This window comes from Azohydromonas lata, assembly GCF_034427735.1.
Classification (GTDB): domain Bacteria; phylum Pseudomonadota; class Gammaproteobacteria; order Burkholderiales; family Burkholderiaceae_C; genus Azohydromonas; species Azohydromonas lata.
In genome coordinates this window covers 69,439-83,653 of sequence record NZ_JAXOJX010000021.1, presented here as the reverse complement: position 1 = coordinate 83,653, position 14,215 = coordinate 69,439, and the positions used below count along the sequence as shown (strand labels likewise).

12 protein-coding genes are annotated in these 14,215 nt (G+C 72.1%); 7 read left to right on the top strand and 5 right to left on the bottom strand.

Annotated features, from left to right (window positions below):
• Positions 1-69: 69 nt before the first annotated feature.
• The 3 genes from SM757_RS14185 to dbpA all read right to left on the bottom strand — a co-directional run bounded on the left by SM757_RS14185 (position 70) and on the right by dbpA (position 6,194).
• The gene (locus SM757_RS14185; protein WP_322465959.1) at positions 70-2,514 is read right to left on the bottom strand and encodes a response regulator; all 2,445 of its coding nucleotides are present in this window, start codon (positions 2,512-2,514) and stop codon (positions 70-72) included.
• A 292-nt stretch (positions 2,515-2,806) separates the two neighbouring features.
• On the bottom strand, positions 2,807-4,735 hold the full coding sequence (locus SM757_RS14180; protein WP_322465958.1) for an ABC transporter ATP-binding protein: 1,929 nt from the start codon (positions 4,733-4,735) through the stop codon (positions 2,807-2,809).
• Positions 4,736-4,760: 25 nt separating this feature from the next.
• Positions 4,761-6,194, bottom strand: a complete 1,434-nt coding sequence (dbpA, locus tag SM757_RS14175; protein ID WP_322465957.1) for an ATP-dependent RNA helicase DbpA — start codon at positions 6,192-6,194, stop codon at positions 4,761-4,763.
• Positions 6,195-6,298: 104 nt separating this feature from the next.
• Here dbpA and SM757_RS14170 point away from each other — a divergent pair, with 104 nt between their 5' ends.
• Complete coding sequence (locus SM757_RS14170; RefSeq protein ID WP_066338192.1) at positions 6,299-7,315, top strand: LLM class flavin-dependent oxidoreductase; 1,017 nt, start codon at positions 6,299-6,301, stop codon at positions 7,313-7,315.
• Positions 7,316-7,320: 5 nt separating this feature from the next.
• Complete coding sequence (locus SM757_RS14165) at positions 7,321-7,575, top strand: RNA-binding S4 domain-containing protein (protein WP_322465956.1); 255 nt, start codon at positions 7,321-7,323, stop codon at positions 7,573-7,575.
• A 96-nt stretch (positions 7,576-7,671) separates the two neighbouring features.
• On the opposite strand, the gene SM757_RS14160 is transcribed toward SM757_RS14165, so the two are convergent.
• Positions 7,672-9,891 carry a TonB-dependent receptor plug domain-containing protein gene (locus SM757_RS14160; RefSeq protein WP_322465955.1) on the bottom strand — a complete coding sequence of 740 codons (2,220 nt, stop codon included), beginning with the start codon at positions 9,889-9,891 and terminating at the stop codon, positions 7,672-7,674.
• A 106-nt stretch (positions 9,892-9,997) separates the two neighbouring features.
• Here SM757_RS14160 and SM757_RS14155 point away from each other — a divergent pair, with 106 nt between their 5' ends.
• Positions 9,998-11,032 (top strand): Tim44 domain-containing protein, encoded by a 1,035-nt coding sequence (locus SM757_RS14155; protein WP_322465954.1) that lies wholly within the window; start codon positions 9,998-10,000, stop codon positions 11,030-11,032.
• A 28-nt stretch (positions 11,033-11,060) separates the two neighbouring features.
• Positions 11,061-11,624 carry a protein-tyrosine phosphatase family protein gene (locus SM757_RS14150; protein ID WP_322465953.1) on the top strand — a complete coding sequence of 188 codons (564 nt, stop codon included), beginning with the start codon at positions 11,061-11,063 and terminating at the stop codon, positions 11,622-11,624.
• Positions 11,625-11,727: 103 nt separating this feature from the next.
• On the opposite strand, the gene SM757_RS14145 is transcribed toward SM757_RS14150, so the two are convergent.
• Positions 11,728-11,940 (bottom strand): cold-shock protein, encoded by a 213-nt coding sequence (locus tag SM757_RS14145; RefSeq protein ID WP_066338195.1) that lies wholly within the window; start codon positions 11,938-11,940, stop codon positions 11,728-11,730.
• A 245-nt stretch (positions 11,941-12,185) separates the two neighbouring features.
• Here SM757_RS14145 and SM757_RS14140 point away from each other — a divergent pair, with 245 nt between their 5' ends.
• Genes SM757_RS14140 through SM757_RS14130 form a run of 3 tightly spaced genes read left to right on the top strand, consistent with a single transcriptional unit; the run spans position 12,186 to position 14,195 of the window.
• Positions 12,186-12,815, top strand: coding sequence for a pseudouridine synthase (locus SM757_RS14140; protein WP_322465952.1), 630 nt, complete (start codon positions 12,186-12,188; stop codon positions 12,813-12,815).
• A gap of 19 nt (positions 12,816-12,834) precedes the next feature.
• Positions 12,835-13,440 carry a flavin reductase family protein gene (locus SM757_RS14135; RefSeq protein ID WP_066338199.1) on the top strand — a complete coding sequence of 202 codons (606 nt, stop codon included), beginning with the start codon at positions 12,835-12,837 and terminating at the stop codon, positions 13,438-13,440.
• Positions 13,437-14,195, top strand: a complete 759-nt coding sequence (locus tag SM757_RS14130; RefSeq protein ID WP_322465951.1) for an SDR family NAD(P)-dependent oxidoreductase — start codon at positions 13,437-13,439, stop codon at positions 14,193-14,195. Before SM757_RS14135 ends, SM757_RS14130 begins: the two co-directional genes overlap by 4 nt.
• Positions 14,196-14,215: the final 20 nt, after the last annotated feature.

Below are 14,215 nucleotides of genomic sequence, written 5' to 3'. Positions count from 1 at the left end.
GCAGCGGCGCGCGCCTGCCCGGCCAGGCCAGTCGCCCCGGCGGGAGTCGCTGGTCCGGCGCGGCCGGCCTCAGGCCTCGGTGGCCGGCGCTTCCCAGGGCTGGTGTTGCGGCGACTTGCCACCACCGCCGCCATGGGCGCGGGCGCGGGCGATGCCGCGCTGCATCACCGCGCCCAGCGACTCGCGCGTGAAAGGCTTGCTCAGGTAGTCGTCCATGCCGGCGGCCAGGCAGCGCTCGCGGTCGCCCTCCATGGCATTGGCGGTGAGCGCGACGATGGGCGTGCGCCGCCGGTTGGGCAACGCCGCCTCCAGCTCGCGCAGGCGGCGCGTGGCCTGGTAGCCGTCGAGCCGCGGCATCTGGCAGTCCATGAGCACCAGGTCGTGGGCGCCGGCCTGCCAGAGCTGCAAGGCCTCCTCGCCGTTGCCGGCCAGGGCCACTTCGCAGCCCAGGGCTTCCAGGTGCGTCTGCGCCAGGAGCTGGTTGACCTCGTTGTCCTCGGCCAGCAGCACGCGCAGGGGTTTGACTTGTTCCAGGGGCATGGACGGCGCACTGGCCGGCGGCGCCGCGCCACCGGCGCCGGCCAGCGACTGCAGCAGCTCCAGCAGCGCCTGGCGGCGCAGTGGCTTGGAAAGCCAGCGCACCCGCGCGTCCTGTGCGAGCACGCCCTCGTCGGCGGCCAGCGAGCTCAGCACCGCCACGGGCAGGCGGTGCCAGAGCGGGTCGGCGTGCACGGCGCGGGCCAAGGTCAAGCCGTCCAACTCGGGACCGTGGTGGTCGGTGAGCAGCAGGTCCACGCGCTCGCCGGACTCGGCGGCGCGGTTCAGCCACGCCAGGGCCTGGGCGGCGTCAGGCACGCACTCCGTCCGGACACCCCAGTGCGCCAGCGTGGCGGACAGGAATTCGCGGCTGGTGGCGTTGTCCTCCACCAGCAGCACGCGCAGGCCCTGCAGGCCGGCCTCCTCCGCGCCCGGCCGTGCGCCCTCGCCTGCGGGCAGCGGGCGCAGCGGCAGGTACAGCGTGAACGTGGACCCCTCGCCCGGCCGGCTGCGCAGCATGATCTCGCCGCCCATGAGGTGCGCGAGCTGGCGGCTGATGCTCAGGCCCAGCCCGGTGCCGCCAAAGCGCCGCGTGGTGGAGCTGTCGGCCTGCGTGAAGACCTTGAAGAGCCGCGCCTGCAGCTCCGGCGCGATGCCGGGGCCGGTGTCGCGCACCTCGATCTCGAAGGCATGCTCGCCCGCGGCGCGCAGGCTCACCGCCACTTCGCCGCGGGCGGTGAATTTCAAGGCGTTGGAGACCAGGTTGGAGACGATCTGGCGCAGCCGCAGCGCGTCGCCCAACACGCGCTCCGGCAGCGCCGGGTCCACGCCGCACAGCAGCTCCAGGCCCTTGCCCTGGGCGGTGGGGGCGAAGAGGGAGACGCTGTCCTCCACCACCTGGCCCAGGTCCAGCGGCACACTCTCCACGGCCAGGCGGCCGGCCTCGATCTTGGCCAAGTCCAGGATGTCGTTGAGGATGCTCAGCAGCGACTGCCCCGAGGCGTGCGCCGTGCGCGCGAAGTCGAGCTGGCGCGGCGACAGCGGCGTGTGCATGAGCAGCTCCAGCATGCCCAGCACGCCGTTCATGGGCGTGCGCAGCTCGTGGCTCATGTTGGCCACGAACTCGCTCTTGGCGCGGCTGGCGGCCTCGGCGGCGTCCTTGGCCTGGCGCAGCTCGGCGGTGCGCTGCTGCACCATGGCCTCCAGCTCGGCGCCGTGGCGGGCCAGGGCGGCGTCGCGCTGCTGTATCTCGCCGAGCATGGCGTTGAAGCCGTGGACCAGGCGGCCGATCTCGTCGTCGCCGCCGCCTTCGGCGCGCACGTCGTAGCGGTGCTCGCGGGTGACGCGGTGCATGGCGTCCGACAGGTGCTGCACGGGATCTATGAGCTTGCTGCGCAGCCGCGCCGTGACCAGCACCGCGCCGCAGGCCGCCAGCGCGGCCAGCGCCAGCGAGGCGGCCAGGTGCTCGGCCGCGTCGGCCCACAGCCGGGCGAGGTCCACGTCCATGACGAGCTGCGCAGCACGGCGGCCGTCCATGACGACGTCGTGCCGGCTGGTCTGCGCGGTCCAGCCCTGCTGCAGCGCGGAGTCGGTGCCCGGCAGCGCGGCGGCCTGGACGCGCAGCGCCACGCGCCAGCGCGGGTCCTGCGCGTCGCCGCTGCGGCGGTAGCTGGCCAGCACGTTGCCGGCGGCGTCCAGCAGCAGCGCGCCGCTGACCTCCGGGCGCTCGGACAGCCCGGCCACGATGCCGGCGGCGGCCCCCACGTCGTCCAGCACCAGCGCGGCGCGCAGGTGGTGCACCAGCAGCCGCGCCAGGCTCAGCGACTCGGTGCGCGTCTGCTCGCGGGCGTCCATGAGGCCGCGCGAGACCTCCACCACGCCCAGCAGCAGCGCCGCCAGCACGGCCGTGGCCGCCACGGCCGCGCGCAACTGGCGGCGTATGGAGCCCTGTAGCCAGCGGCCCAGCAGCGAGCTCATGCCGCCCCCCCGCGCAACGCGGTGCGGGTCACCGCGCGGGCGGGAACGGCCAGGTGGAACGGGGGTGCGGCAGACATGGGACGAAGCGCGCAAGGCGCCATGCGGGGACTACGTCTGCTGCATCGGATAGGGCGCCGCCGGCCTTGAGCCACAAACCGCGTCAGAAGGCAACGGGGTGTTAACGCGTGTGGCGGGATGTGGTTGAAGCGTTGCTGTCCTTAGAGGCCGCAATTCGGCCCGCGAGCGGGCCTCCTACAGGCACTCTGTCGCCGCTGCGGATGGCGCCGCCGCTTCACGCCGCCGGCCGCGGCTCCTCTTCCTCTTCGCTGTCGTCGGTGCGCGGCAGCACGTGCAGGGTGTCGCCGCTGCCCTCGTCCTCTTCGCCGATGAAGCCGCCGCTCTGGTGCGCCCACAGCCGCGCGTAGATGCCGCCGCGTGCCAGCAGGCTGCGGTGGTCGCCCTCCTCCACGATGCGGCCCTGGTCCAGCACCACCAGGCGGTCCATGGCGGCGATGGTGGACAGGCGGTGCGCGATGGCCACCACCGTCTTGCCCTCCATCAGCTTGTAGAGGCTGGCCTGGATGGCGGCCTCCACCTCGGAGTCCAGCGCGCTGGTGGCCTCGTCCAGCAGCAGGATGGGCGCGTCCTTGAGCATCACGCGGGCGATGGCGATGCGCTGGCGCTGCCCGCCCGACAGCTTCACGCCGCGCTCGCCCACGTGGGCCTCGTAGCCCTGGCGGCCGGAGGCGTCGGAGAGCGACTGGATGAAGCCGTGCGCCTCGGCCCGGCGCGAGGCGGCCATCACCTCGGCGTCGCTGGCGTCGGGGCGGCCGTAGACGATGTTGTCGCGCACCGAGCGGTGCAGCAGCGAGGTGTCCTGCGTGACCATGCCGATCTGCGCGCGCAGGCTGTCCTGCGTGACGCGCGAGATGTCCTGCCCGTCGATCAGGATGCGCCCGCCCTGCACGTCGTAAAAGCGCAGCAGCAGGTTCACCAGCGTGCTCTTGCCGGCGCCGGAGCGCCCGACCAGGCCGATCTTCTCGCCCGCGCGGATGTGCAGGTTGAAGCCGTCGAGCAGCGGCTCGTCGTTGCCCTTGCCGCCGTAGGCGAAGCGCAGTTGCTCGAAGCGGATGTCGCCCTGCGCCACGCGCAGCGCCGGGGCGTTGGGCTGGTCCACCACCGTGCGCGACCGGCTCAGGGTGTTGATGCCGTCCTGCACCGTGCCGACGTGCTCGAACAGGCCCGCCATCTCCCACATGATCCAGTGCGAGATGCCGTTGAGGCGCAGCGCCATGGCGGTGGCCGCGGCCAGCGCGCCGGCCGTGGCCTGGCCCTGCATCCACAGCCACAGCGCCACGCCCGCGGTGCTGCCGATGAGCAGCATGCTCAGCGTGTGGTTGACGACCTCGAAGCCCGTGACCAGCCGCATCTGGCCGTGCACCGTGACCATGAACTCCTGCATGGCGCTGCGCACGTAGCCGGCCTCGCGCTGCGCGTGCGAGAACAGCTTGACGGTGGTGATGTTGGTGTAGGCGTCGGTGATGCGCCCGGTCATGAGCGAGCGGGCGTCGGCCTGCGCCTTGGACACCTTGCCCAGCCGCGGGACGAAGTACCACAACGCCACGCCATAGCAGACCACCCAGCCGCCGAACGGGATGACGAGCCGCAGGTCGAAGGCGCCCACCACCGCCACCATGGTGACGAAGTAGATGGTGACGAAGACCAGGATGTCGCCCAGCGTGAACCAGGCCTCGCGCACGGCCAGGGCGGTCTGCATCACCTTGGTGGCCACGCGGCCGGCGAACTCGTCCTGGTAGAAGGCCAGGCTCTGGCCCAGCATGCGGCGGTGGAAGTCCCAGCGCAGCCGCATGGGGAAGTTGCCCGCCAGCGTCTGGTGCTTGAAGGCGGTCTGCACCGCCACCACCAGCGGGCTGAACAGCAGGATGGCCACCAGCCCAAGCAGGCTCCACTTCTCGCGCGCCCACAGTTCGCCCGGCGCCACGCCGGCGAGCCAGTCCACCATGCGGCCCATCATCCCGAACAGCAGCGCCTCGAAGGCGCCGATGACGGCGGTGAGCAGCGTCATGCCGACCAGCCAGGGCCGCATGCCCCGCGAGCAGGTCCACAGGAAGGCGAAGAAGTGCTTGGGCGGCGTGGGCGGCGGATCTTCCGGGTAGGGATGGACCAGGCGCTCGAAGAAGGCGGCGAAGGATCGGATCAAGGGGGGTGCCTCCAGTGCCGTGTTCTCAGGCGCCCTCGGGGGCGTCCTGCAGCAGGCGCAGCTTCACGCGCCGGCCCTTGAGCTTGCCCTGCGCCAGCCGCGCCACCACGGCGTGGGCGACCTCGCGCGCCACGGCGACGTGGGTCTGGTAGTCGCCGACGTGGATGCGGCCGACCTGCGCGGCCTGCAGGGCGCCCTCGCCGGTGAGCATGCCCAGCACGTCGCCGGGGCGGATCTTGTCCTTGCGCCCGCCCAGGATCTGCAGCATGTGCATGGGCGGCTGCAGTACGCCGCCGGGGGCGGCCTGCAGCGCGGCGAGCTTTTCCCAGCGCGACTCGCGGCCCTGCTGCTGCTCGATCTGGCCCACGCGGCCCATCTCGTCCATGGAGGCCAGGTTCAGGGCCAGCCCGGTGGCGTCGGCGCGGCCCGTGCGGCCGATGCGGTGCACGTGCTGCTGGGTGTCCTGGGAGATGTCGACGTTGATGACGGCGTCCAGCCCCTCGATGTCCAGGCCGCGCGCGGCCACGTCGGTGGCCACCAGCACGGAGCAGCTTCGGCCGGCGAAGCGGATGAGCACCTGGTCGCGGTCGCGCTGCTCCAGATCGCCGTGCAGCGCCAGCGCCTCTATCCCCTGCGCGCGCAGCACTTCCACCAGGTCGCGGCACTGCTGGCGCGTGTTGCAGAAGGCGATGCTGCTTTGCGGCCGGTAGTGCGCCAGCAGTTGCGAGACGGCGTGCAGCCGCTGGTCCTCCGTGACCTCGAACCAGTGCTCGGCGATGCGCCCCGGCGCGTGGCGCTCGGCCACCTTCACCTCCTTGGGCTCGCGCAGGAAGCGCTGCGCCAGCTTGGCGATGCCCTCGGGGTAGGTGGCCGAGAACAGCAGCGTCTGGCGCTGGCGCGGGCACTTGGCGGCCACGGCGGCGATGTCGTCGAAGAAGCCCATGTCCAGCATGCGGTCGGCCTCGTCCAGCACCAGGGTGGAGAGGGCGTCGAGCTGCAGCGTGCCGCGCTCCAGGTGGTCCAGCAGGCGGCCGGGCGTGCCCACCACCACGTGGGCGCCGTGGGCCAGGCTTTCGGCCTGGGGCTTGATGGGGCTGCCGCCGCTGAGGTTGAGCACCTTGACGTTGCTTTCCGCGCGGGCCAGGCGGCGCACCTGCTGCGTGACCTGCTCGGCCAGCTCGCGGGTCGGGCACAGCACCAGGGCCTGCACGTCCAGCCGCGCGGCGTCCAGGCGGGCGAGCAGCGGCAGCGCGAAGGCGGCGGTCTTGCCGCTGCCGGTGCGGGCCTGGGCGATGAGGTCGTGCCCCGCCAGGGCCAGCGGCAGCGCCGCGGCCTGTATGGGCGTCATGGACGCGTAGCCCAGTTGTTCGAGGTTGGCCAGCAGCGCGGGCGGCAGCGGCAGTTGCCCAAAGCCTTGGGTGGTCGTGGCGGCTTGGGCGGCAGTGCTTGATTCGGTCATCGGCGGATTATCCGGAAGCAGCGGCGCCGCCCCCTTGGGCAAGGGGCTTGCCGGGCCGGTGCCCGCGCTGCGGTAGATTGCGCGCCCCGAATGCAGGCCTGCCCATGAAGCTTTCCGTACTCGACCAATCCGTTTCCCTGGCCGGCGCCGGCGAGGACGCGGCCCTGCGCGACACCCTGGCGCTGGCCCAGCACTGCGAGGCGCTGGGCTACGAGCGCTTCTGGTGCTCGGAGCATCACAACCTGCCCACCATCGTGGGCAGCGCGCCGGAGGTGCTGCTGGCGGCCATCGCGGCGCGCACCACGCGCATACGGCTGGGCAGCGCCGGGGTGATGCTGCCGCACTACTCGGCCTTCAAGGTGGCCGAGCAGTTCCGCGTGCTGGACGCGCTGGCGCCGGGGCGCCTGGACCTGGGCGTGGGCCGCGCCCCGGGCGGCGACCTGCGCACGGCGCGCGCGCTCAACCCCAACGCGCTGGCCTCGGCCGAGGACTTTCCGCAGCAGGTGCAGGCGCTGCAGGCCTGGGTGGGCGGCGCGCGGCACCTGGGCATCGCCGCGCACCCGCTGCCGCCGGAGGGAGCGGGCGAGGAGCGCGCGCCGCAGCTCTGGGTGCTGGGCAGCTCGGACTACGGCGCGCAACTGGCCGCGCACCTGGGCCTGCCCTACGCCTTCGCCTACTTCTTCATGGACGGCCAGGGCGTGGAGCAGGCGCTGCACCTGTACCGCACGCTCTACCAGCCGAGCGCGCGGCACGCCAAGCCGCAGGCCACGATTTGCGTGTGGGCGCTGGTGGCCGAGACCGACGAGCAGGCGCGCCACCACGCCCTGTCGCGCGAGCGCTGGCGGCTGGACCGCGCGCGCGGCGTGCTGGGCCCGCTGCTGCCGCCGGACGAGGTGGCCCGGCGCGGCTTCACGGACGCCGAGCTGCAGCAGCTCGCCCCCCTGCGGCACAAGGCCTTCGTCGGCTCGCCGGCCACGGTTGGGCGGCAGTTGCGCTCGCTGGCGGCGGCGCTGGAGCTGGACGAGCTGGTGGTCAACACCTGGGCATTCGACCCGGCCGTGCGGCGGCGCTCCTATGCGCTGCTGGCCGAGGAATTCAATCTTTTGGAGGGAGGCGCCTGATGCGCATGCAACACATCGATTTCGAGCTGCGGGGCGAGTTCATCCCACTGGACGCCTTGTTGAAGGCCACGGGGCTGGCCGACAACGGCGGCGCGGCCAAGGCCCTGGTGGCCGCGGGCAAGGTGGAAGTGGACGGGCAGCAGGAGCTGCGCAAGACGGCCAAGCTGCGTGCGGGCCAGGTGGTGGCGATCGCGGGGGCGCGGGTGCGCATCCTGGCGCCGGGGTCCATGGCGCCAGCGGAAACAGGCGTGGACGAGTGAGGCGGCAGGGGCCCCATCGTTCACGAAAACGCACTTCGCTCCCTCACTGCATGGGAGCCATCGTTCAGATTCCTGAACGATGCGATGCGGCCGGCCCTACAGCTTCATTTCCAGCCGCAGCAGCCAATCCACATAGGTCCTGTTGACCGTCTGCGAGCTCTCGCGCAGGTTGAGCGCGGCGTTGTCGTAGGCGCTGCCGCGCACGAAATCCGGCGCCGAGAAATTCGTGGCCGACAGGCGCAGCGCCAGCGAGGGGTTGAAGGTCCACAGCGCGTAGGCGTCGAACACCGGCTTGCGGCCCACGCGGGCGGTTTCGATCGCCGACAGCCGCGTGACGTAGCCCGGCGTCCAGTGCAGGTTGCCGCCCAGGGTCAGCGGCGTGCCGCGCGGCTTCCAGTCCGCCCCCAGGTTGGCCGTCATGCCCGGCTGCTGGTCCACGCGGTTGTCCGGCCCCGGCACGTCGTGCACGCGGGAGCGGAAAAAGCTCACGCCGCTGCGCACGTCCAGCGCCGGGGCCTGCGCCAGCACTTCGCGCAGCGCGAACTTCGCCTCCAGCTCCAGGCCCTGCACCGTGGCGTCGCCGACGTTGTAGGGCCGGTTCACCCAGCGCCCGCCCTCCTGCCGCGTCTCGTTGCGCACGAGGTCGCTGATCTCGCGGTGGAACACGCCCGCGCTGAGCACGCCGCCGCCGCCCAGGTAGCGCTCCAGGGTGACATCCAGCCCCGTGGCCAGCTCCGGGCGCAGCGCGGGGTTGCCGGCGCGGTCGGGGCTGGTGGACGAGTTCTGCGTGCTGACCACGGGGCTGCCGACGAGGCTGCCCAGCGTGAGGGCGCGGTAGCTGCGCGAGAGGCTCATGCGCAACTGGTCGCGTTTCTTCGCGTCGAACTTCCACACCGTGTGCAGCACCGGGCTCCACACGGCGCTGCGGTTGCGCCGGTCGCCGTCCACGCCCTCGCTGCGCGTCTCTATGCTTTCCCAGCGCAGGCCGGCTTGGGCGGCCCAGCGCGGGTTGATGTCCCACTCGTCCTGCGCGTAGACGGCCACGCGCTGCGAGCGCGCCTGCAGGCCATCGTCGAAGGCCGGCAGCAGCGGCACGCCGTCGGCCAGGTTGCTGCGCTGCTCACGGCGCCGCGCGCCCTCCAGCTCCACGCCGGCCACGCCGCTGTGGGCGTCGGCCAGCAGCGTGGAGGCCTTCACGCTGGCGCTCCAGCTGCGGTCGCTGATGTGGGCGTCGTCGTAGCGCAGCGCGGGGTCCGCGCCGCCGGTTTCCGGGCGCAGCGTGTTCTCGTCGTACAGCCAGCGGCCGGCGCTGGCGCGCCATTCCAGCCGCGTGCCGTCGGCCAGGCGCTGGTTGCGCTGGGCGCTCAGCCGGGCCAGGGTGAAGCGCGAGTGGCCCACGGGATCGGCCTGCGTCCAGGGCACTTTGTTGTCGGGATCGGAGGACTGCTGCGCCAGCGTGGCGTGGCGGCGGCTGTCGCCCTCGCCGTAGATGGCAAAGGGCGTGAGGGTGAAGCTCTCGCCCTCCCCCAGCCGCCACTGCAGCCGGCCGTTGAAGGTGAGGCGCCGGCGCTCGATCTCGCTGTCCACCGTCTCCTCGCGGCGCAGCGTGGGGGCGCCGCCGGACGGCCCGCGCTCCAGCACGGAGTCGGTGTGCGCGCGCACGCGCGAGTTCAGCGCGTTGAGGTTGAAGGTGTAGGCCAGCGCGTCGGCGCTGCCGTTGCGGCTCCAGTTCAGCCCGGGGCTCCAGCGGCCGTCCTCCAGGCCCAGCGACAGGCGCAGGTCGTTGGCGCGGCGCTTGAAATTTTCGCGGGTGATGATGTTGATGGTGCCGGCGACGGCGCGGGCGCCGGTCTCGGCGGTGGGGGCGCGCAGGATTTCGATGCGCTCGATCTGCTCGGGCGCCAGCGAGTCGATCTCGAAGCCGCGCGGCACTTGTTCGCCGTCCAGCAGGATTTGCGTGTAACCGTTGCCCAGGCCGCGCAGTCGCGGGCTGCCGCCGCGGCCCGGGGCGCCGTCCAGCGTCACGCCGGGCAGGCGCTTGAGCACCTCGCCCAAGGAGGCGTCGCCGAAGCGCTCGATGTCCTCGCGGCCTATGACTGTCTTGGCGGCGGTGGACTCGCGCCGCTCGCGCACCTCGCCGCCGCTGCGCTCGCCGGTGATTTCGACACGCTGCACCGGCTCGCCGCTTGCCGGCACCGGGGGCGCACCGGGCGGCGCTGCGGTCTGTGCCACGGCGGCGCCGGCCACTGCGCAGGCCGCGGCGGCCAGGGTGCAGCCCAGGGCCTGGGAACGGGAAAGAGATTTCGACAGGGACATGGCCGAAATTGTCATTCACCCTTATTGGGGAACTTTGGGCCGCCCCCATCATTCACAGAACGCAAGGCCGGGCCATCGCCCGGAGACCGAGAAGAGAGACAAGGCAATGAGCAAGACAAGGACTGGACTGCTGGGCGCGCTGATGCTGGCCGTGGCGGCCGCGTCGTTCACCCCGGTGATGGCGGAAGCCAAGCGCTTGGGCGGCGGCAGCTCGTCCGGCCTGCAGCGCAGCCTGCCGGCGCGCAGCACGCCGCAGACGCCCCCCCCGCAACAGGCGCCCAACCAGGCCGCGCCCACCAGCCCGGCCGCTCCCGCGCAACAGGCCCAGCCCGGCCGCCAGGCCACGGCGCCGGCCGCCGGCGCGGCCGCTGCCGCCGCTGCGGCGCCCAAGCGCAACTGGCTGGGGCCCATCGCCGGCCTGGCCGCCGGCCTGGGTATCGCCGCGCTGCTGAGCCACTTCGGCATGGGCGAGGCGGTGGCCAACTTCGTGATGATGGCGCTGCTGGCCGTCGCGGCTATCTTCCTGATCCGCTTCCTGGTCAGCCGCTTCGCCGGCAAGAAGAACCAGCCGGCCTATGCCGGTGCGGGCGCGGGTGCCGGCCTGGGCGGCACGGCCGCCTCCACGCCCTGGAACCAGCAACCCGGCTACGGCACCAACCTGAACCGCCAGGCCGACAGCTTCGGCAGCACCGCGCAGCCGGGCAGTGCCTACACCCCGGCGGCCGCGGCCGACGGTGCCCTGGTGACGAATGCCGCGCCGCAACTGCCGGCAGACTTCGACGCCGCCGCCTTCGAGCGCGTGGCCAAGACCATCTTCATCCGCATGCAGGCGGCCAACGACACGGGCGACCTCAACGACCTGCGCAGCTTCACCACGCCGGAGATGTTCGCCTCGGCCAAGCTGGACCTGCAGGATCGCGCCGGCAAGCAGCAGACCACCGACGTGGTGCGCGTGGACGCGCAGGTGGTGGATTGGGCCCAGGAAGCCGACCGCCAGGTGGTGAGCGTGCGCTACAGCGGCCTCATCCGCGAGGACCGCGACGCCCCGGCGACGGACTTCGACGAGGTCTGGCACCTGGTGCGCCCTGCCGACGGCAGCCGCAATTGGGCCATCGCCGGCATCCAGCAGTACTCGCACTGAGCGCTGCGCTAACCCACCGGGAGACGCCATGAACGCTCCAGCCGCCACCCCCTCTTCCACCCAGCCGGCGCCCTCGCAGCAGGCCTTGGCGGCGGCGCTGGACAACGTGGCCGCCGTGACCCTGCGCGGCGTGGCCCTGCCCGCGGGCGTGCCGGGGCAGCTCTGGCTGTCGGCCATGCCCGGGCGCTTCGAGCCCTTCAAGCGCTTCCTGGCCGAGGCGCGGCAGCACCGGGTGTCGCTGGTGCTGTGCCTGGCGCCCATGGAGGAGCTGGCCACGCTGTCGCCCGCCTACCGCTCGGCCGTGGTGCAGGGCACGCTGCCGTTTCGCTGGCTGAACCTGCCCATGCGCAACTTCGGCCTGCCGCCGGACCTGCACGACTTCCACGCCGGCATGGCGGCGGCGGCGCAGTCGCTGCTGGCGGGCGAGTCGGTGCTACTGCACTGCGCCGCCGGCCTGGGGCGCACCGGCAGCGCCGCGGCCTGCCTGCTCAAGGCGCTGGGCCTGCCCACGGCCGACGCGCTGCAGCGCGTGCGCGACGCGGGCTCCAACCCGCAGACGGCGCAGCAGACGGGGCTGGTGGACCGCTTCTGAGCCGGGTGCAGGCCTCGCGGCAGCGGCGCAACCTCATCCCTTCCCCCAACGAAAAACGCGGCCCAGGGCCGCGTTTTTTCATGAGCCGGATATTCGGCGCGGATTACATCGCGCGGATCTTGGCGGCTTGCTGGCCTTTGGGGCCTTCACGCAGCTCGAATTCCACGCGCTGGTTTTCCTTCAGGCTTTTGAAGCCGTCGGACTGGATTTCGCTGAAATGCGCAAACACGTCCTTGCCGCCACCGTCCGGGGTGATGAAACCGAAACCCTTGCCATCGTCGAACCACTTGACGATGCCGGTTTGCTGAGTGCTCATTGCAATTGAACCTTGTGAAAAAACATCGAAATCCCGCCCGCGTACTACCCGGGCGGGAACAGAAACACGCAAGGGACGCAGCGGGGGATATTCAAACCAGGCCAGCCACGCAAGACATTCTGTTGAATGACCGCGGGCGGAAAGGGACACACCAGCAGGAACGGACTTGGTAATTCTGTGGTAACAATTCTACACATCCATTCGGGTCGTGATGGGCAAAGCCCGACATTTATGCTCGCCAGTTGATGGACGCTATTTCCTTGCTGTTTGCTGACGAGTTTTTGCTGGTCCTGGACAAACCCGCCGGCTTATTGGCCGTGCCCGGGCGCACCGAACCGGATTGCCTGGCGGCGCGGGCGCAAAAACAGTTTCCCGACGCACTGACCGTGCACCGGCTGGACATGGCCACCTCCGGCCTCATCGCCATGGGGCGCGGCGCCGATGCGCAGCGCGCGCTGAGCATGGCCTTTGCCGAGCGCCGCGTGCACAAGCGCTACGTGGCGGTGGTGGCCGGGCACCTGCAGCCGCCGGACGGCGGCGTGGGCGAAGTGAACCTGCCGCTGCGCTGCGACTGGCCCAACCGCCCGCGCCAGATGGTGGACCCGGTGCAGGGCAAGCCGTCGCTCACGCGCTGGCGCGTGCTCGGCCACGGGGCGGATGCCACCCGCGTGGAGCTGGAACCCGTCACCGGCCGCTCGCACCAGTTGCGCGTGCACATGGCCTCGCTGGGCCACCCCATCGTCGGCGACGAGCTGTATGCGCCGCCGGACGTGCTCGCGCGCTCGCCGCGGCTGCTGCTGCACGCGGCCGAGCTGGCGCTGCCGCACCCGCGCGACGGCACGGTCATGCGCTTTGAAAGCCCGGCGCCCTTCTGAGCGCGGGCATCATCGCGGCATGAAACAAGACGTGCCCCTGCCGCAGGCCTATCGCCTGATCAACCACGGTCCCACCGTGCTCGTGAGCGCCGCCCATGGCGGGCGCCGCAACCTCATGGCCGCCGCCTGGGCCATGCCGCTGGACTTCAATCCGCCCAAGATCGCGGTGGTGCTGGACAAGAGCACCTACACGCGCAAGCTGATCGAGGCCGCGGGCAGCTTCGCGCTCAACGTGCCCTGCCGCGCGCAGGTCGACCTGGCCTACACGGTGGGCACGTGCAGCGGCGAGGAGGTGGACAAGTTCGAGGCGTTCAACGTCGGCAGCTTTGCCGGACACGTGGTCGAGGCACCGCTGGTGGCGGGCTGCGTGGCCTGGCTGGAATGCCGGCTGCTGCCGCAGCCCGCGCTGCAGTCCGAGCACGACCTGTTCCTCGGCGAGGTGGTGGCGGCGCAGGCCGACTCGCGTGCCTGGGCCGGCGGACGCTGGCAGTACCGCGACGGCGCCGAGGCCGATCCGGCCCTGGACGCGCTGCGCACGCTGCACCACATCGCCGCCGGGCGCTTCTTCACCTGCGGCGAGCAGGTGCAGGGGCACTCCCTGTTCAACCAGGAGCCAGGCGCATGAAGCGGCTGGTGGTCCTCACCGGCGCCTCGCGCGGCATGGGGCGCGCGCTGGCCGTGGCGCTGCTGCAGCGCGAGCACACGCACGTGCTCACGCTCTCGCGCCGGCCGAACGAGGCGCTGGCGTCCGAGCCCCGCGCGGCCGGCGCGGCGCTGGAGCAGTGGGCGCAGGATTTGAGCCAGCCCGTGGCCGTGGCCGAGTTGCTGGAATCCTGGCTGGCGGCGCAGGCCGATGGCGGCTTTTCCGAAGCCGTGCTCGTCAACAACGCCGCGCTGCTGACGCCGCCGGGGCCGGTGGAGCAGGTGGAGGTGGACACGCTCTCGGCCGCGCTGCGCGTGGGCCTGGAGGCGCCGGTGCTGCTCACGCGCGCCTTCCTGCGCGCCACCGAGCCCTGGCGCGTGGCGCGCAAGGTGCTCAGCATTTCCTCCGGCCTGGGCCGCCGCGCCATGGCGGCCAGCGCGCCCTACTGTGCGGTCAAGGCGGGGCTGGACCATTTCACGCGCGCGCTGGCGCTGGACGAGGCACTGAAACCGCTGGGCGCGCGCGTGGTGTCGCTGGCGCCGGGCGTGATCGATACCGACATGCAGGTGCAGTTGCGCGGCGGCGACCCGGCGCACTTCCCGGACCACGACCGCTTCGTCCAGTTGCGCGCGCAGGGGCTGCTGGACAGCCCCGAGCAGGCGGCAGCCAAGCTGCTGGCCTACCTGGACCGGCCGGATTTCGGCGAGCAGCCGGTGGCCGATGTAAGGGAGGGGTGAGGGAGCTGAACGTCGGCGGC